The sequence below is a fragment of the Phycisphaerae bacterium genome (assembly GCA_028714855.1).
GTDB lineage: Bacteria > Planctomycetota > Phycisphaerae > Sedimentisphaerales > Anaerobacaceae > CAIYOL01.
On the sequence record JAQTLP010000012.1, the window covers coordinates 32,288 to 46,893 of the forward strand.

Consider the following 14,606-nt stretch of genomic DNA (forward strand, 5'->3'; position numbering starts at 1 on the left):
ATGTTGGCTCTTTTAACGGCAGCATTTCAAGCTATTGCGGCTGTATTTGGTTATATGACCAAAAGTATAATAAGTCTGGCAGATAAGGTCTATAAAGAATATTTCTCGGCAGAAGTCAAACGCAAAAAAGCCGCCCTCAAAAAAGCTGATGAAGCTATCGACAAAGGCGACCGGCAGGGCTTATTAGACGCAATCAACGATATGAAACGAATCTTTATTGTTGCAGCACTGTTGATTATTTCCGGTTGCAATCCTTTTGAGCAGGACACTTTAACACCAATATACGCAATTAAAGGTGAAGAACTTCAATTCGTTAAAACAGTTTATGATGTTAATGACCCTAATAAGGTTGACTATTACAGGATAGAAACAACGGGCAAGCATACAGGGGCGTATCTAAGCAATCGAGTTCTTAAAAAGATTTTTAAGGTTGAAATAAAATGATATTACTAAAAACGACAATTAAGCAATTAAAAAGTGAAAACCAGAAACTCAAACGAAAACTTAAAGACGTTGCTAAGTTTCTGGAAAGTGATGAGGTTAAGGAAGCCAAAGGCAAATACTGGCCTTCGAGAATCGCCGGATATATACTGGAGTTTCTGGAGAAACTACCCAAGAGGTAAACTATGTACTGCAAAAAATGCCCAAAGAAAAAGTGTCGTAATCGGGAAAAAGACGGATGGTGCTTAAAATGTTTTTCCAAAATAAAAGATAAGAAGTAAAATCATTTTTCCTCCTCCTCCCGACAGCCCAAGACTGAAAACGTCAAGGGCTGTTTTTATTGCAATACCTTTTCTGCTTCAAACAAGTTGTCAACATTTGGATAATCAGTTCTAACTATATCCGCACATTGAGCAAGAGTTTCTTTTCTGGCGTAGGCGGCGGCGGCGGCGTAGTCGGCGGCGTAGGCGGCGTAGTCGGCGGCGGCGGCGGCGGCGGCGGCGTAGGCGGCGGCATAGTCGGCGGCGTAGTCGGCGGCGTAGGCGGCGGTGTTGGCGGCGGCGGCGGCGGCGTAGGCGGCGTGCCTTACATCATCGAGAGTTACGCCATTTTCACCCCTCGCCCATTGCTCTGCCGTTTCAATAGCTTTTAGTGGTCGCAATTCACCTTTTTCTATATAAGGCAAAGCAAGTCTGGCACACTTGCAAGCCGTCAAAACCAACTGTTTTCGCTTATCACAGCCCGGTTCGCCGGATAGTTTACCAATTAGCCAGAGCATGTGGTCTCCTCTTTCACAGACCAACCACGCAGCTTGCATTGAACTAAACCTTTTCCCCCATTCAATAGCTTCTTGGCAAGCACCTAATTTTACAAGTTTATCAGTCCAGTGTTTCATTTTTTTTCCTTTCTTAAAATTGTTAATAATATCAGGGCGTTGCTTCGGCCTATGAGAAATTGGCATTAGCATATTTTTATTGGCAACCCACAACGCCCTGCGCTCATTTTGTTATTTCTTGTCAATCGCAAAGGGGAGTTCTCGCTTTCTTATACTTTCGGGCAAATCTGTGAAATTATGGATTATCTTAAAATGGTCTTTTGTGCCTTTGTGGTATGCCTTGACCCACACCGGCACGCCAGCGGCCTTGCATTGTTCCACTACGCTTTCAATCCATTCGCGCGGACAATAACGAGCGTTGGGGCCGGTCTCTGCGCCGACAATACAAAGACTTAGCGAAGATATACCCAACTTTTCCCCCTGCGAATACAACTTACCGCAGCTTGTGTTATTCCGAACAACGCCGCTATTTCTCTTTGCCGTAATTCCCTCTTCCGTAGCAATTGGCGTATTTCCAATTTTATTCCATTCTAACAAATCTATTGTAGAAATCAAGGGTTCAAATGAAATAAATTTATGTGCCGCCGGTATCTGTAAAAGTATCGGTATTCTTTCGTTTGCATACTGTTGGTTTTCCGCTGTTACGCCGAGCCAGAGGTTTTTAGGGGGGCATATATCCTTAAAACATTCCGTTATTCTTTCGGCTCTTTTTGTCAACCCTAAAAAGATATGCTGGGGACATTTTTCTACCGTTACCATTGCGTCAGTGAAAAAAGTATAAGGCACTTCACTATGCCAAAGGTCGTTCCAGATTGAAAATACTGTCGGTTTTCGAGTATGCAGGGGAAGGTCAAGATTACCGTGACGGAATTTAATTAACCCCTTCCAGTTGTAACTTTTTATCAAGGCAAATTTATGAAACCTTTTCGCCATTGCCTCCGACCAACAGTTATCACACGCAGGACTTACTTTGGTGCAACCATCAACCAACTGCCACGCCTTTTGCCAGTAACGCCCTGCCTGTTTCATCTGTTCAAAATTCATTTTTCTGTCTCCTTTATTATCAGGTCAAACCAACTTTAAGGCCAGTTTGCCTATCTGCTCTTTTTTCCTGTGGTCTATTTCTTCCGGTGATAATATTTCCGGTTTTTTACGGTGCATTAGCTCGTCAAACTGTTTGCGTAGTTCGGCTTTTTCTTCCGGAGTAGGCGGGACAACGGGCGGCTCTATCTTCTTGTAACTTTCCTGCCGCTTTGCCGCACGCGCCTTAATTGCTTCAATGGTCATATAATCATCAATTATAAAATTGTTTTCCAAGAACCGCCAAAACTGCTTTTCCTGTCTGTTATCAGGTCTACTTCGTATTAGAAATTGGTATAGAGTCCACGCATAACTCCAAATGCAATTTTTACTTAATAGTACAAGGGCATAATTGTCTATGGCTTTGCATATTTGCTCAACAGTATAATGCTTAAGGACATCTTTAATGGCAGTTTCCGTTTCGTAGGTTAATTCCCTATGGCTTTTCCAGTTGCCTTGACCTTTATATCTATTCCAAGAGCTAAAAACGGTTTGAATTTCTTCCGGAGTCGGCGGTTTAAATTTCTTCATTTTCCTACCAATAATCTCTCTTACCTACTTTACGACCTTTTCCCGCAAAGTCAAAATCTATGTGTTATTTACCGTCAGTTGTAACCATTATATTTGGAGGGTTATTACCAGTAGTCCACAGATTTTGCGGCAAAAGTCCTTGCCATTTGTCAATCCATTTTGCCTGATTCTCAAGCTCTTTAAGTTTTATGAAAGCAGGATTACTGTTGGCTTTGGCGGCAGCATCGGCAACAAGCTGGATACCCTTTGCTTCTCCCTCGGCTCGTTTTATACGTGCCTGTGCTTCAGCATCGGCAGCCATAACGATAACTTTATTTTTGTCGTCCTGTGCTTGTTTTAAAGCAAGAGCCACATTCTTTTGCTGTTGGGATACAAAGACATCATCAATGGCTTTTTGAATATCCTTATTCTCGTATTCAAAGCCGCCAAACATACCAATATTCTGAACTGTTATTCCGCGTTGGGTAAAAAACTCCGTAATTTCCTTAACGACCGCATCACTAATAGTATTCTTAATATTGCGGAGTTCGTCCATTTTATATCCAGCGGCAACCTGTTGGACTACTTTTTGAATTTTGCCACGAACCTCTAAATCCATAACAGTCGCAAGCGAACCCGTAGGATACCAATACAGGAATGTTGCGGCGTCTTTTTCCTGAACGTAAGCAGTACAGGTAAAGCCGGTACTAAACCCGATACTGTCCTGTGATTCTACCCAAATAGCTTCATTTTTTCCGGTTGTTCCCGTTGTTTCGTTGACTGTCCACTCGCGGGTAACGGGAGTTCTGTCCACCTTGATTACAACGATGTTTGGAATCCAATTGCCATTTCGGTTAAAGCGACCCGTTTTCTGCCAGCGATGTGATATTTGAATACGTTTAGTAGCTACCTGCATTTTTTGTAGAGATTCTACTGACTGCATTTTTTGTTGCAAATCAGTTTTGTTTTCGAGTGGTATTACAAAAGCTGTTTCATTATTTTTAACTTCAACAAATTCTTCTTTGTCGTATGGCTTCGGACAACCCGTTAATACAAATGACGAGACAGACAAAATAGCCAAAATAGCAATTTTAGCAAGGTGTTTTTGAATTAGTTCTTTTGCCGGTTTCCACCAAACCAAAAGCAAGATAACGATACAAACAAACCACCCCCATGAACCTGCGCCGGATTGAAGTTGTTGAATAAGACGCAGAGCTTCTCTTGAACCATCTTCGTTCATTTGGCCAAGAGCAAGGTTTGCGGTAGTGTTGGGCAACACGCCCTGATACAAAGCGATATTTATTGTCGCTACCATTACTACAAATACAGTAGTTAATACAATTCTCGTTTTCATTTTTTAATCTCCTAAAAAAGGTTAATAATTTTCCACATTATTTAACGCCAAAAGAAAACTTGCCCTGACTACGCTCTTTGGCTAAGCGTTTGTCGCCAATCTCGCAATACTTTTCAGAAATATCAGCACAAATCCACCTTCGGCCTAATTGCTCGGCGGCAAGGGCGGTAGTGAAAGAACCCGCAAAGGGGTCGAAAATAAGGTCGTCAGGTTTTGAATGTATTTCAATAAGACGTTTCATCAATTCAAGGGGCTTTTGTGTGGGGTGTTCGTCAAATTGTGGTATGTCTTGATTTATTCCCTCAATTACGTTTGAGCATTTTTTGCTTTCGTCATAAAAACTGTAACCATCTTTGCTTTTTGATAGAACAACAATATTTTCATAAGACGGCCTATATCGCCAACCCAAGCCGATAAATTTCTTCCAAACCAACGTCTGGATTAAGTTAAAATGTTTTATGGCCTCAATCGTGAAAATAGCAGTAACAGGAGTTTTTCCGCCGCCGCAGCAGCAGCAGCAGCAGCAAGCAATATCTGACAATACCCGCTTGATTTCCGGCAAAGTATCGGCCAATAACAAAAGCCAGTCATTATAATCATCGTTTTGTAATCTCTCTTTCCGGTTCGTCCGGTTAGAACAGAAGTTTATCCCGTAAGGGGGGTCTGTTAATGTGAGGTCAATCGCCTTGTCGGGAATAAGGGACATCAAGTCAATGCAGTCGCAACACACCACGTTGCCAATGGCCTTTGTCCAATCACCTTGCAAATCGTCAATTCTTAACATTCAAAACTCTCCACAATCACGCAGGTTCGTTTTAGCCGTATTTCCTGCTGCCAATAACCAAGAAAACAGCACCAGCGAAGGCGTATGCGTTATTTCAGCCGTTTAAACCATACCTCTTGTTAAATCCCGCAATAATACAACCCTTTTGCATCGGCAAGTGGCCCGAACACCCAATTTAGTTAAAATTAAGATTCGCATATTCACCAAATAATTCCTTTGCTTTTTTGTCGTATACCAATGCAGCTTCTTTTTCTGTTTTGTGATAACCAAGATAAACAGTTTTGTAATTATAGGTCAAAACAGACATCCAATACTTGTCTTGTACCAAAGCGACACCCTTATATTTGCTATGTATATTTTTACCAACCTTCTTTTTTTGGTTTCGCATATTCTCGGCATGAGAACAAACCCGTAAATTGCATCTACGATTGTCGAGGCGATTACCATTACGATGGTCAACTTCCTTACTGGGTGGACAATCCATAATTAACCGAGACATAATAATAGTTACTTTTTGCCTATCTATTTTACCTCTCCACATCACACATTCCCGTTTGTGTCCTTTGCGGCCAACCAAACAGTATTGCCATTTTAATTTTGAGACTTTACCAAAATCTGAATTGCTAATAATTGATGTTTTTCCTTGTGTTAATTGAATTGTTTTCATTTAATACCTCTCGTAGTATTTCTCGAAATTGAGACACAGCAGGGCGGGTCGAGATGCCCCGCCTTTTCGGTAGCTAACCTATCTGTGTTAAAGTATATCATATATTGAATTTTTCTGTAACACTTTTATCTAAAATTGTTTGTATCCCATTTTTAGTCAAAATACATATTTTATTAAGATACTTTTTTGACAATTTGACCTTTTTGGCGTTATTTTTGGAGTTAAAAACCATTGTTATTTTGACCTCTGGCTGATACTTATTGAGTAATTTTAACTTCCGCCGTGTATCAGCTTCAAAAAGCCCTTTTCCTTCCCAGTATTCTAAGGTATCATTATTGTTGCGTATGTCAAAATCTACAAGCCAAGTATCATCGGGAAACTTAAACGTGGTTTGTTCATACCACCAATCTTTAATCTCGCCGGCTGTTTTCAAGAATTGGAGATATTTAGCAATCCGCCAATCCAGTTTTGAACGAAAGTCATATTCTTTGCTGCCAATAGTATCGTGGATTCGCTGGTTATTGTATTCTTTAACCAGTGGCCCTTCACAAAAACCCAATTTTCTTGCCTCCTGTAGGGATAGTTTTGCCATACGATTCCTTCTTTCTCCTTTTACTGATTCGCTACGCCTTCGCTTTGCTATACCTCACGTTGCCATACGCTACCATACCTTTGCTCAACAATACATTGCCATACCGCACCCCGCCATAGCGTTGCGATACGTTACTATGCCTTCACATTGCCCGACTTCACCATGCCACTGCCTTACTTTGCCGAACGCTGCCGCGCCTTTGCAAAACAAAACTTTACATTACTTTACGTTGCCATTGCAATACTGTGCGCTACTTCGCCTGCGCCTTGTTATACAGCACCTTACGCTACCATACCTTAGCTAAGCTAAGCTAAACAAAGCATTGCCGCTGCGTTGCGATACGTTACTACGCCTTCACATTGCCCAACTACGCCTTGCGCTACTTCGCCTTCGCTCAACAGTACATCACCATGCCTTTGCTATACTTTACGCGACGCTGCCTTTGCTCGACAATACATCACGACACAACACAACGCCCTCGCGAAACCATACTCCACCTTACGCCACGCTGCCCTTGCAATACAATACCATGCTTAACCTTTACAACACATTGCGTTACAATCTCCACTTTGCCTCTGCGATACTTCGCCTTGCAAAACTCTGCCTTTGCATCACAAAACCTCATATACAAAAGAACCCATTCCAGAATTTCGCCATTGCAGTAGACCTCTTAACGCACCATAGTCGAGCCACGGTTTCAGAAAATCTTCAAGTTTTTTATCGAGTAACATTATCTCTGCTTCAAAGGTCGTACCGGCAGGCAACATTTCGGAACGTGCCAGAGATATTCTTTCACCCCGCATCGTTTGTCCCCGCAAAGGTCTTTCACAAAACTCTATCTTACCGCCTTCAGGTATCGTTAAAAACATCTTTCGAGGTCTGACAAATAACATCATATCAATGGTTCGTTTATACAGATATTTCGTCAGGCCGATTTTCTTTAATTCCTCCTGTGTCATTTTGCCGGACATTATCAATGCCAAGCAGGAATCTTTGAAAAATCCTTTTAATTGGTAATCCCAAATAAACGGCCTTCCGTCCTCTCTGGGGAATATCGTGCTGGACTTTTCGAGGGCTTCATCTTCAGGCAACGCCTCGATTTCGTCCTGTGCCGGTACTTTGGCAGGATTTTTTGAGAGAATAAAGTCCGTTGCGGCGTCCTTATTTCCCGACAATGTTCCTAAAACCGGCTCTACAAATTTAATTCTTACTTTCATTTTTCGCTCCTTTAGTGTTAAAATTTACGGTGGTTCTAATAATTTCTTGGTAAGCTTCAAAAGCTTTTGTGTAAGCCATATAAGCCCTATAAGCTTTCCAATAAGCCGTATTAGCTTCATTTTTACGGGCTTTGGAATAAACCTCACGGGCTATCTCAAAATTCTTTCGGGCTTTATTGAGAGCATTATGAGCTTTTTCAAATGCTTTTGTCTTTTTCTCGTCCATTTCTATTGTTATGTATTTCATCTATTTTTTTCTCATAATTTTTTCAGCGGCTTTTTTGTGTTTATCCTCTACAAGATTTTTGGAAGGCCACCCAACCCAAGTTCCCCATTCATCGTAACCGAGTCCCCTTGTGTCGCTTTCTATTATTGCCAAGTCGGGTTCGTCTTTTTTAAGTTCCATTTTTACTATATGCCGAGCGGCACGGTGGGATTTTTCATCGCAAGGACGGGTAATCCAAACAATCGGTTTTTTTTTATAACTCCGACTCATATCAACTTTACCTCGATTCCGGTATTTCTGTTTCCCTTTAGCCATAAATATTCGTTAAACCTTCTGCAAATCTCACCGGCTATCTCCTTGCGTATCCCGCACGCAACTACGGTCTTGCCGAGCAGGATATTGCCTACCTCGTTTTTGTTTTCGTCAAAGGTTACTGCTGCGTAGCTAAGTTGCAACGGTGTCCTTGCAAGGGTATTGGTATTGTAGTGCATTAGCTTTTTATCCTTAATTTAATTCCTTTAAGGTGTTAATCCGGTTAAAATCAAATTCGACATTTTGCCCGTTTCTATTGCCTTATTTATCTGTGGTAAAATTTCCTCTGAGACAGTACGTCCATTTGGTAAATAAGTGTATGCCATAAACTCATCTTCAAAAGCAGCAATTCCGCTTTCAACAGCTTCTAATTTTGCAAGAATAACCAGATGTAACGCCCTCCAGTTTGACCTGCACGCTTGCTCCCACGCCGCAAGCATATCCTCGTTACTGCGCCGCTTTCGTCCGCTTGGTGTTGTTTGATAATTATCAGGATTAGGTAAAATCAATTTAAGCTTGATAGCCATTCCTTTGTACGCAAATGCTATTATTGCTTTTTGATGGTCTGTTTGATAGGCAAAATGAGACGCTCCGTATCTTGATAAAGTTTTCTCGATAGCAGCTTTTGACCGTTCTATACTTACCCCGCTTGTTTTTGCATATATGCTCATTTTTCACTACTCCTTTTTCGTATCAACCATTCTCATCTTAATTCCTTCAATCAGTTTGCAACCTTCCTCGTAATCAGGATTAAGTTTCTGATAAATGTCTATTCAGAGATTGTAAAGCGTTCAATTCTGCCTCTACGCTTTGCAATTTTGATACGCCATTTTTGTATGCTGCTTCTGACTGTTCGAGTCGCAATTTGCTTTCCCAAACGATACCTTTGGCTATTTTTTCACAAGTAGAGGCGGGGGGGTCTTTGATAATCTCATCTTCAAGGGATAACGCCTTCCCATTTTTTAATCTCATCAAAGTAATAGCAAGTTCTTTGTCATAAAGGGCTATCGCCAACGCCTTGTCATTGCCTAATCCTTCAAGTAATCCCCTGCCGGTTTCGAGTAGTTTTATCTTACTTTTGATTTTTTCTGCGACAATATATGGACTTTCTTCTTTTGACATATTTACCTCATAACTTATATTTAGCTTTAAATTCCTCTACTTGCCGTTGACGCTCAAAAGGGCGAATCATCCACCTCGTCCGGTCTATGCCTATTGCCAACGGCATCAATATCGTCTTGACCGCCTTCCGTTATGCTTGGGTCTGGTTCGGGGGTAAAATACTTTTCGCCTTCCTTGATAAACTTAACATCTTGCAGGACTAATTCGTAAAGTCCTTGTCCTAAAGCCCGTTCGCCCTGTATATATGCACACAATACTTTGCACCTTGCCCAGTCCTCACTAATAGTCCCTAAATTGCTTTGGGGGGTAGGCGAATATAATGGATTTGACGGCGGAATAGACGCTCTGGCGGGGGTTTTAGCGGGTTCAACGGTTACCCTCTCATTCCAAAACCCACCGTAATACATTATATTCTTGAACGGGTTCGGGGCAATGTTAAACGCTAACCGGCGATTTATAAAACCATCCCCTATGGTTTTGTCCTTGCCAAGCCATATTTTGACCTTTTGCCGCTCATTATTATCGTCCGTAATTATCACTTGCTGGAAACGTTTGCCATCTTTTGTGAATTGTACCGGCTCAAAACTATTGACCGTGCCAAACATAGCTATTTTTATCTGGTAGCCCTTTTCATCTTTTTTGCCGTCCGCCAATCTAATTTGCTCAAAGTTCATTTTTCACCTTCTTTCCTTTCAGTTCTTGTTTCAATTCTTCAACCCTATTCATATTTTGTAAAATACACGATTCGCACATTTCTATCTCGCAGGTAGGACATAATCTATTGCCTTTGAGTTTATCGCACTTTTCGCAACCAGTACTTTCTATTTCTTCTTGGGTTATCTGGGCAAACGAATCTGCTCTTTGAAAATATCTTAATCCCCAATCGCATCGGCAACATCGACATTCATATTGCGGGGGATTGCTTGCAAGGCAGTCTACAATTATTCTGGCCTTACATTTAGGACAATGCAAATCATCTCTTATGCTCATTTAATCTCCCAATTTAAATCCCATAACGGCGGTGAAAATTTTCTCTATCTTTAAGAAACATTTGTTTGTACTGGTTAATTTCTATTGAGATAACCGGCCTTGAAAATCCTTGTTGTGTTTTATCATTCAAAGGAATCACCATCATTTGCTCATAGGGACTTTCGCCGTTTTCTTCCTCTGCAATAATATAGGCGGCAATCTGCTTGAAATCTTTAAGTTTTTGCGGAGTTCGCTTAACATCGGCAAGCGTTTTTTTGCCTTCATAATAGCAAATTCTTATATCTGGCGTACCACCGAAACGATGTTCTTTGCTTATAATCGACTCGCCACAAATCATTTTCTCGATAGGATATTTTTTGAGGAAATCAGGGAAACTCCATCCTTCAATAGGTAGTTGTAATTTGCCTTGTTTCACAATAACCAAATCAGACCAAGTGCCGTCTATCTTTTCAACAGGTTTCCATTCACCGGTCTTTATAAATTCGGCGACTTGAGCGTGAATTAGACTTCCTTGCGAAGCATATTGCTGTAACTCAATCGCAGTTACCCAAAAGTCAGTGTCCCAATTAAGGATAGATGTTACAGACGGGAAATCACCGTACATTCTGAAATCCGTGCGCTCCCGTTGTATTTTTTCGATAGTCAGGGCTTGTTCGTCCCGTTTAAAGTTTTGGTAGCAAATTTTCTGAAGTTCTTTCTGCCAATCATCTATAATATTAGTTACCATAGACACATCCGTTTCAATTTCTACTTTTGCCGTATAACTCGGTCGTGCATTTTGAAAAGAACCCGTTGCAATTACTCCCGAAAATCCTGCTGATATTTTAATCTTCATTTATTTCCTCGCATTCCTGTTTGCCAATAATTTCTATCATTTCTACGCTGGTTATGCACTGACTATCAATATCTTGCTTATCATACCCTTCGCCTTTGGTTATCATATTGCACACTTCGTCCTCGCTGTCGGTGATAATGTGGACATAGCCAGTGCCCACAAATTCTACTTTTACCAAATGGTCTGTTTGCATTATTTCACCTCTTTCACATACCATATTATTCTTTTCTCGCCCTTGTAATTCTTAAACATTGCAAGGGTACACACATTACAGATTTCTCTACCGCAAGGGTGTGCGCAATTCTGGACTGCACCGTATCTTCGCAAATCAGGTAATCTTCTTGCACAAACAGCATAATCAATGCCCGACTTTTCAGACAGTTCAAGACTTGTAACGCCATTATGTTCGGTCAATGCTTTAAGCACCTTAAACGCCTGTTCATTTATAGTCGGCCTGTTCTTCTCGGCAGTTTCAAAACTGCTTATCGGGTCGGTGTTTGCTGATAAAGGTTTAATGTCAAAAAGAGTTTTCATTGTTTACTCCTTTATTTCCTCAAATTCATCGCCAATAATATATTTAACTTTATCCGTCTCTGCTGTTCCATATTCAGCGTCTAAACTCATATCTTGGAATATGTATTTTACTGCCTTTTTCCACCTCTCGCGGCTGGCTCGCAAGTCTTTGTTTTCTAATGTCATATTATCTTTATCTTCAAGGTGTGCTGTCCTAAATTGCTGATATTCTCCTCTAATCTCTTTGTTTTCCGCCGATAAGCGGTCGATAAAGGCGAGTGCTTCGTGCAAATCCTTCATAAGTTTGTTTGGCAAACTTGTAGAAACAGGAGCATTATCTGGCTTAATCTGTATTGTTGCATTGTGCCACTTTATCTTCATTCTTTCTGCAAACTCTTCCGCCGTTTCCTTCTTATCGTTCTTCATTTTTTCTCCAATTCTTTTTTTGCTTCCTGCAAAGCGGTGATAAGCTCATCAATTTGTTTAGGTGCATACCGAAAACAATATGTTATTCCAGTTCTTATCTCTAAATACTTCTTGGATTTATGTATGTCCAAAAACAATTTATTTCCTTCTTTGTCTTTAATCACTCTTTCCATTTGGCTCTCCACTTGCCATGTGCATATACACATCGGCGTATTCATTGGCTAATTCCCTGTCAACAGCCGTGTTTACTTTTTCCATTGTTTCCCTGCCAATTTTGCCGTCCGGTTTTGCTTTGACGAGGTTCTGTAATTCTATTACCTTCGCTCTGATGCTCACCTTCTCAATCACCGGCTGCGGGGTATTGCATAGCGACAACACATACCAGCAGGTAGCCATTACAAGGACGAATACGCCAATCACGCCTATTGTGCGGTGCGTTTGTTTGGGTCTGTAATTAACCTTCATATCGTTATCTCCTTTGTCTATGCACATTTTTTGCTCAGGCGGATTTTGTTCAATTCCTCAAGTTTGGCAAGGAATAGGTCGGGGTGGAAAAGATAGTCGTATTCTTCTTTCCCGCACTCAAATTCTGCATCAATTTCTTTGGCGGGACAAGCATCACACGTAAGACCTCCCCCCCTATGTTGTTTTGCCCATTCACAAAAGAAACAATTATTATACAGTTCATCTTCGTATCCGCTTTTTTCAAGCCATTCCTCTTTAAAGTATCCACTATGGACAATATCCCTCCACATCCTTAGACATTCATACCAAGTTTTGTCTAAAGTAAGTTTTTTCATTGTTCAGTTTCCTTTCAAAAGCGGGCAGTTGGATTTATCCTGTTATTATAATGTTGCATTCAGAGTTTTCTATTTTGCGTCCCTGCACGTAATCCACCAACTGCCAGCAAATTTAGTTTTTCCAGCACTTATCAAGTAGGTTGTGGTATTGCATATAACCAGAACTTTTGTATCTTATCAGCAATTGCCACATATTTTCGAGACCAATAAGGTTCTGGAGTGGCGCAAGATTGGCTATTGCATAAAGTTTATCCACTTCATCTTGTGTTTCCAAAACAAGTTTGACTGGTTGAAACTTTTTAGGTTCTATTTCTTCTACTTTCATTTTTCATTCTCCTTTTTGCCCATTTAAGTAAAATAGCTTCTTGTGCCTCTACAAAACCTGTCGGAATCGTCCAACCAGTTAATTTTACAATGCCAGCTTTTTCAAGAGCATTTGGTATTCCTTCATTTTCTCCCCAACCCTTCAAAAAGACGTGGTTTTTAGGTGGAATCAGTTCAAGTGCAACGGTAGCAATGAATAGAGGTTCTTCGTCTTCAACGCTTACACCTTTAATCGATACACTGCCATTGTCGTAGTGGCTAAATTGCAGGTCAACAGCTTCATCGACATACTTAGCTTTTATATAAACTTTCATACTTCTGTCCTTTTATATAAAGTTATAATTCCAAAAAGTGCGGGGCTGCGGAGGGAGGGTGAAAGGATTATACCCCGCACTTAAAACTGCTACTTAAATATATCCCACTTCCTAATATGTTTCCAAAATACAACAAATGCACAAGCAGTTTCGATAACACCTGCTATAAAAAATACAATACAATCAAGATAATTATGTTCCATAATATCTTTACTTAATAGGGCTACTTTGTAAAATCACTAATAACGCCGATGCGGTGATAACCACATCGAAACTCCGTCCACCTTCCCTGAGTTTTTGTAACAATTCTTTGAAAGAATCATCTTGTTCTTTTTTGATACCCAATAAGTCCAGAAGTGCCATACAAAGTTTTTGTTCCTGTTCGGGAGTAAGTGGTATTTCTTTTCCGTCAACGTCTAAAACTATTTTCTTAATCAGGTTTACTTCTTTTGCCATTGGCTATTGCTCCTTTAATTGTCTAAAATATGATTATAGTATGATTGCAGTATGGGTTTGTGCTGAATCGGACAGAAAAGGACATCTATTATATTTATGCACTCTTCTGCCGACAAAGACCGTGAATCTTTGACAACTACCCTGCCGCACCTGATACATTTGTATGTATAATTTGGCTGGTAGTCAGAAGTTTTGTTTTTCCATCTGGATTGTGCTGCCTTTTTGATAGTTACTCCTTTTAGCTCTAAGCAGCACCCGCTGTTTTGCAGGCAGACTATCTCTTTTTGCATTTGATATAGCTTTCGATTGGCATAACCAACCCCTATAAAAGTAGTAATCAACATCGATATAAATATTACAAATGCTATCTCACTTAAATATGTTTTGGCTTCTTTAATCATTGTTTCTCCTTGCTTTTATTTTTCTTAATCCGATTTTTACGAGGTCAATCTCTTTAATAACTTTACATTTTTTGACTCTGAATTTGCCATCAGAGCCAATAGGTATGGCCACAATATCTTTAGCGGTAAATTCGCACAGCATAATTCTATATCCGTCTTTGTATTCTTTGATACACCAGTCGAGGGTTGCAAGATTTATACCGCTACCACATTGCTCCTTTTCACTGCTATTATAATCAGTAACTTTAAGAGCCATTCCCTTTTTATATATCAAACCTCCATTATAAATACCTTCATAATTGTCTTTAACAATTTTATATGCCCTGATTTTGGCGGGCTGGTCGAGAAGTAAGTATAACGGAGTTGTAAGATATTTATTCACGCCTTTGGCATAGCGAAGGTCGGCA

The 14,606-nt window shown here is 40.4% G+C and carries 29 protein-coding genes; 2 read left to right on the forward strand and 27 right to left on the reverse strand.

Going from position 1 to position 14,606, the window contains the following annotated elements; genetic code table 11:
• Complete coding sequence (locus tag PHG53_09605) at nucleotides 1–444, forward strand: hypothetical protein (protein ID MDD5381873.1); 444 nt, start codon at nucleotides 1–3, stop codon at nucleotides 442–444.
• A complete protein-coding gene (locus PHG53_09610) occupies nucleotides 441–623 on the forward strand; it encodes a hypothetical protein (GenBank protein MDD5381874.1) in 183 nt (60 codons plus the stop codon). Before PHG53_09605 ends, PHG53_09610 begins: the two co-directional genes overlap by 4 nt.
• Before the next feature lie 155 nt (nucleotides 624–778).
• Here PHG53_09610 and PHG53_09615 read toward each other — a convergent pair whose 3' ends face one another.
• The 27 genes from PHG53_09615 to PHG53_09745 form a co-directional block, all read right to left on the reverse strand.
• Nucleotides 779–1,336: a hypothetical protein gene (locus PHG53_09615; protein MDD5381875.1), complete on the reverse strand. Its 558-nt coding sequence runs from the start codon at nucleotides 1,334–1,336 to the stop codon at nucleotides 779–781.
• A gap of 111 nt (nucleotides 1,337–1,447) precedes the next feature.
• Nucleotides 1,448–2,320, reverse strand: coding sequence for a DUF5131 family protein (locus PHG53_09620; GenBank protein ID MDD5381876.1), 873 nt, complete (start codon nucleotides 2,318–2,320; stop codon nucleotides 1,448–1,450).
• A 24-nt stretch (nucleotides 2,321–2,344) separates the two neighbouring features.
• Nucleotides 2,345–2,887 carry a hypothetical protein gene (locus tag PHG53_09625; GenBank protein MDD5381877.1) on the reverse strand — a complete coding sequence of 181 codons (543 nt, stop codon included), beginning with the start codon at nucleotides 2,885–2,887 and terminating at the stop codon, nucleotides 2,345–2,347.
• Nucleotides 2,888–2,951: 64 nt separating this feature from the next.
• Nucleotides 2,952–4,220 carry a hypothetical protein gene (locus tag PHG53_09630; GenBank protein MDD5381878.1) on the reverse strand — a complete coding sequence of 423 codons (1,269 nt, stop codon included), beginning with the start codon at nucleotides 4,218–4,220 and terminating at the stop codon, nucleotides 2,952–2,954.
• A gap of 37 nt (nucleotides 4,221–4,257) precedes the next feature.
• Complete coding sequence (locus PHG53_09635) at nucleotides 4,258–5,004, reverse strand: site-specific DNA-methyltransferase (GenBank protein MDD5381879.1); 747 nt, start codon at nucleotides 5,002–5,004, stop codon at nucleotides 4,258–4,260.
• Nucleotides 5,005–5,179: 175 nt separating this feature from the next.
• Complete coding sequence (locus tag PHG53_09640; GenBank protein MDD5381880.1) at nucleotides 5,180–5,671, reverse strand: HNH endonuclease; 492 nt, start codon at nucleotides 5,669–5,671, stop codon at nucleotides 5,180–5,182.
• A gap of 97 nt (nucleotides 5,672–5,768) precedes the next feature.
• Nucleotides 5,769–6,230, reverse strand: coding sequence for a hypothetical protein (locus PHG53_09645; protein MDD5381881.1), 462 nt, complete (start codon nucleotides 6,228–6,230; stop codon nucleotides 5,769–5,771).
• Between the two features lie 644 nt (nucleotides 6,231–6,874).
• Nucleotides 6,875–7,480 (reverse strand): hypothetical protein, encoded by a 606-nt coding sequence (locus PHG53_09650; protein ID MDD5381882.1) that lies wholly within the window; start codon nucleotides 7,478–7,480, stop codon nucleotides 6,875–6,877.
• On the reverse strand, nucleotides 7,464–7,727 hold the full coding sequence (locus PHG53_09655; GenBank protein ID MDD5381883.1) for a hypothetical protein: 264 nt from the start codon (nucleotides 7,725–7,727) through the stop codon (nucleotides 7,464–7,466). The genes PHG53_09650 and PHG53_09655 overlap by 17 nt, the downstream gene beginning before the upstream one ends.
• Complete coding sequence (locus PHG53_09660) at nucleotides 7,728–7,886, reverse strand: hypothetical protein (protein MDD5381884.1); 159 nt, start codon at nucleotides 7,884–7,886, stop codon at nucleotides 7,728–7,730. It abuts the gene before it with no gap.
• A gap of 86 nt (nucleotides 7,887–7,972) precedes the next feature.
• Nucleotides 7,973–8,197, reverse strand: a complete 225-nt coding sequence (locus tag PHG53_09665; GenBank protein MDD5381885.1) for a hypothetical protein — start codon at nucleotides 8,195–8,197, stop codon at nucleotides 7,973–7,975.
• A 27-nt stretch (nucleotides 8,198–8,224) separates the two neighbouring features.
• Entirely contained in the window at nucleotides 8,225–8,689 is a 465-nt protein-coding gene (locus PHG53_09670) for a hypothetical protein (protein ID MDD5381886.1), read from the reverse strand.
• 79 nt (nucleotides 8,690–8,768) lie between these two features.
• Complete coding sequence (locus PHG53_09675; protein ID MDD5381887.1) at nucleotides 8,769–9,140, reverse strand: hypothetical protein; 372 nt, start codon at nucleotides 9,138–9,140, stop codon at nucleotides 8,769–8,771.
• Between the two features lie 53 nt (nucleotides 9,141–9,193).
• Nucleotides 9,194–9,814 carry a hypothetical protein gene (locus tag PHG53_09680; protein MDD5381888.1) on the reverse strand — a complete coding sequence of 207 codons (621 nt, stop codon included), beginning with the start codon at nucleotides 9,812–9,814 and terminating at the stop codon, nucleotides 9,194–9,196.
• Complete coding sequence (locus tag PHG53_09685) at nucleotides 9,804–10,130, reverse strand: hypothetical protein (protein ID MDD5381889.1); 327 nt, start codon at nucleotides 10,128–10,130, stop codon at nucleotides 9,804–9,806. The genes PHG53_09680 and PHG53_09685 overlap by 11 nt, the downstream gene beginning before the upstream one ends.
• A gap of 13 nt (nucleotides 10,131–10,143) precedes the next feature.
• Complete coding sequence (locus PHG53_09690; protein ID MDD5381890.1) at nucleotides 10,144–10,965, reverse strand: hypothetical protein; 822 nt, start codon at nucleotides 10,963–10,965, stop codon at nucleotides 10,144–10,146.
• Nucleotides 10,955–11,158 (reverse strand): hypothetical protein, encoded by a 204-nt coding sequence (locus PHG53_09695; GenBank protein ID MDD5381891.1) that lies wholly within the window; start codon nucleotides 11,156–11,158, stop codon nucleotides 10,955–10,957. The genes PHG53_09690 and PHG53_09695 overlap by 11 nt, the downstream gene beginning before the upstream one ends.
• Nucleotides 11,158–11,499 carry a winged helix-turn-helix domain-containing protein gene (locus PHG53_09700; GenBank protein MDD5381892.1) on the reverse strand — a complete coding sequence of 114 codons (342 nt, stop codon included), beginning with the start codon at nucleotides 11,497–11,499 and terminating at the stop codon, nucleotides 11,158–11,160. The genes PHG53_09695 and PHG53_09700 overlap by 1 nt, the downstream gene beginning before the upstream one ends.
• 3 nt (nucleotides 11,500–11,502) lie before the next feature.
• Nucleotides 11,503–11,904, reverse strand: a complete 402-nt coding sequence (locus tag PHG53_09705; GenBank protein ID MDD5381893.1) for a hypothetical protein — start codon at nucleotides 11,902–11,904, stop codon at nucleotides 11,503–11,505.
• Nucleotides 11,901–12,077 carry a hypothetical protein gene (locus tag PHG53_09710; GenBank protein MDD5381894.1) on the reverse strand — a complete coding sequence of 59 codons (177 nt, stop codon included), beginning with the start codon at nucleotides 12,075–12,077 and terminating at the stop codon, nucleotides 11,901–11,903. Before PHG53_09710 ends, PHG53_09705 begins: the two co-directional genes overlap by 4 nt.
• On the reverse strand, nucleotides 12,061–12,369 hold the full coding sequence (locus tag PHG53_09715) for a hypothetical protein (protein ID MDD5381895.1): 309 nt from the start codon (nucleotides 12,367–12,369) through the stop codon (nucleotides 12,061–12,063). Before PHG53_09715 ends, PHG53_09710 begins: the two co-directional genes overlap by 17 nt.
• A gap of 17 nt (nucleotides 12,370–12,386) precedes the next feature.
• Nucleotides 12,387–12,704, reverse strand: coding sequence for a hypothetical protein (locus PHG53_09720; GenBank protein ID MDD5381896.1), 318 nt, complete (start codon nucleotides 12,702–12,704; stop codon nucleotides 12,387–12,389).
• Nucleotides 12,705–12,816: 112 nt separating this feature from the next.
• A complete protein-coding gene (locus PHG53_09725; protein MDD5381897.1) occupies nucleotides 12,817–13,029 on the reverse strand; it encodes a hypothetical protein in 213 nt (70 codons plus the stop codon).
• Nucleotides 13,004–13,342 (reverse strand): hypothetical protein, encoded by a 339-nt coding sequence (locus PHG53_09730; GenBank protein ID MDD5381898.1) that lies wholly within the window; start codon nucleotides 13,340–13,342, stop codon nucleotides 13,004–13,006. The genes PHG53_09725 and PHG53_09730 overlap by 26 nt, the downstream gene beginning before the upstream one ends.
• 210 nt (nucleotides 13,343–13,552) lie before the next feature.
• On the reverse strand, nucleotides 13,553–13,798 hold the full coding sequence (locus PHG53_09735) for a hypothetical protein (protein MDD5381899.1): 246 nt from the start codon (nucleotides 13,796–13,798) through the stop codon (nucleotides 13,553–13,555).
• A gap of 14 nt (nucleotides 13,799–13,812) precedes the next feature.
• On the reverse strand, nucleotides 13,813–14,199 hold the full coding sequence (locus PHG53_09740) for a hypothetical protein (protein MDD5381900.1): 387 nt from the start codon (nucleotides 14,197–14,199) through the stop codon (nucleotides 13,813–13,815).
• The coding region (locus tag PHG53_09745) for a hypothetical protein (GenBank protein MDD5381901.1) at nucleotides 14,192–14,606 on the reverse strand (415 nt) is incomplete at its 5' end. The genes PHG53_09740 and PHG53_09745, both read right to left, overlap by 8 nt.

Bases quoted from the DNA above. Each gene is read 5' to 3' on its own strand.
- PHG53_09605 (MDD5381873.1), top strand. From the start codon at position 1: ATGTTGGCTCTTTTAACGGCAGCATTTCAAGCTATTGCGGCTGTATTT.
- PHG53_09610 (MDD5381874.1), top strand. From the start codon at position 441: ATGATATTACTAAAAACGACAATTAAGCAATTAAAAAGTGAAAACCAG.
- PHG53_09615 (MDD5381875.1), bottom strand. From the start codon at position 1,336: ATGAAACACTGGACTGATAAACTTGTAAAATTAGGTGCTTGCCAAGAA.
- PHG53_09620 (MDD5381876.1), bottom strand. From the start codon at position 2,320: ATGAATTTTGAACAGATGAAACAGGCAGGGCGTTACTGGCAAAAGGCG.
- PHG53_09625 (MDD5381877.1), bottom strand. From the start codon at position 2,887: ATGAAGAAATTTAAACCGCCGACTCCGGAAGAAATTCAAACCGTTTTT.
- PHG53_09630 (MDD5381878.1), bottom strand. From the start codon at position 4,220: ATGAAAACGAGAATTGTATTAACTACTGTATTTGTAGTAATGGTAGCG.
- PHG53_09635 (MDD5381879.1), bottom strand. From the start codon at position 5,004: ATGTTAAGAATTGACGATTTGCAAGGTGATTGGACAAAGGCCATTGGC.
- PHG53_09640 (MDD5381880.1), bottom strand. From the start codon at position 5,671: ATGAAAACAATTCAATTAACACAAGGAAAAACATCAATTATTAGCAAT.
- PHG53_09650 (MDD5381882.1), bottom strand. From the start codon at position 7,480: ATGAAAGTAAGAATTAAATTTGTAGAGCCGGTTTTAGGAACATTGTCG.
- PHG53_09655 (MDD5381883.1), bottom strand. From the start codon at position 7,727: ATGAAATACATAACAATAGAAATGGACGAGAAAAAGACAAAAGCATTT.
- PHG53_09660 (MDD5381884.1), bottom strand. From the start codon at position 7,886: ATGGAACTTAAAAAAGACGAACCCGACTTGGCAATAATAGAAAGCGAC.
- PHG53_09665 (MDD5381885.1), bottom strand. From the start codon at position 8,197: ATGCACTACAATACCAATACCCTTGCAAGGACACCGTTGCAACTTAGC.
- PHG53_09670 (MDD5381886.1), bottom strand. From the start codon at position 8,689: ATGAGCATATATGCAAAAACAAGCGGGGTAAGTATAGAACGGTCAAAA.
- PHG53_09675 (MDD5381887.1), bottom strand. From the start codon at position 9,140: ATGTCAAAAGAAGAAAGTCCATATATTGTCGCAGAAAAAATCAAAAGT.
- PHG53_09680 (MDD5381888.1), bottom strand. From the start codon at position 9,814: ATGAACTTTGAGCAAATTAGATTGGCGGACGGCAAAAAAGATGAAAAG.
- PHG53_09685 (MDD5381889.1), bottom strand. From the start codon at position 10,130: ATGAGCATAAGAGATGATTTGCATTGTCCTAAATGTAAGGCCAGAATA.
- PHG53_09690 (MDD5381890.1), bottom strand. From the start codon at position 10,965: ATGAAGATTAAAATATCAGCAGGATTTTCGGGAGTAATTGCAACGGGT.
- PHG53_09695 (MDD5381891.1), bottom strand. From the start codon at position 11,158: ATGCAAACAGACCATTTGGTAAAAGTAGAATTTGTGGGCACTGGCTAT.
- PHG53_09700 (MDD5381892.1), bottom strand. From the start codon at position 11,499: ATGAAAACTCTTTTTGACATTAAACCTTTATCAGCAAACACCGACCCG.
- PHG53_09705 (MDD5381893.1), bottom strand. From the start codon at position 11,904: ATGAAGAACGATAAGAAGGAAACGGCGGAAGAGTTTGCAGAAAGAATG.
- PHG53_09710 (MDD5381894.1), bottom strand. From the start codon at position 12,077: ATGGAAAGAGTGATTAAAGACAAAGAAGGAAATAAATTGTTTTTGGAC.
- PHG53_09715 (MDD5381895.1), bottom strand. From the start codon at position 12,369: ATGAAGGTTAATTACAGACCCAAACAAACGCACCGCACAATAGGCGTG.
- PHG53_09720 (MDD5381896.1), bottom strand. From the start codon at position 12,704: ATGAAAAAACTTACTTTAGACAAAACTTGGTATGAATGTCTAAGGATG.
- PHG53_09725 (MDD5381897.1), bottom strand. From the start codon at position 13,029: ATGAAAGTAGAAGAAATAGAACCTAAAAAGTTTCAACCAGTCAAACTT.
- PHG53_09730 (MDD5381898.1), bottom strand. From the start codon at position 13,342: ATGAAAGTTTATATAAAAGCTAAGTATGTCGATGAAGCTGTTGACCTG.
- PHG53_09735 (MDD5381899.1), bottom strand. From the start codon at position 13,798: ATGGCAAAAGAAGTAAACCTGATTAAGAAAATAGTTTTAGACGTTGAC.
- PHG53_09740 (MDD5381900.1), bottom strand. From the start codon at position 14,199: ATGATTAAAGAAGCCAAAACATATTTAAGTGAGATAGCATTTGTAATA.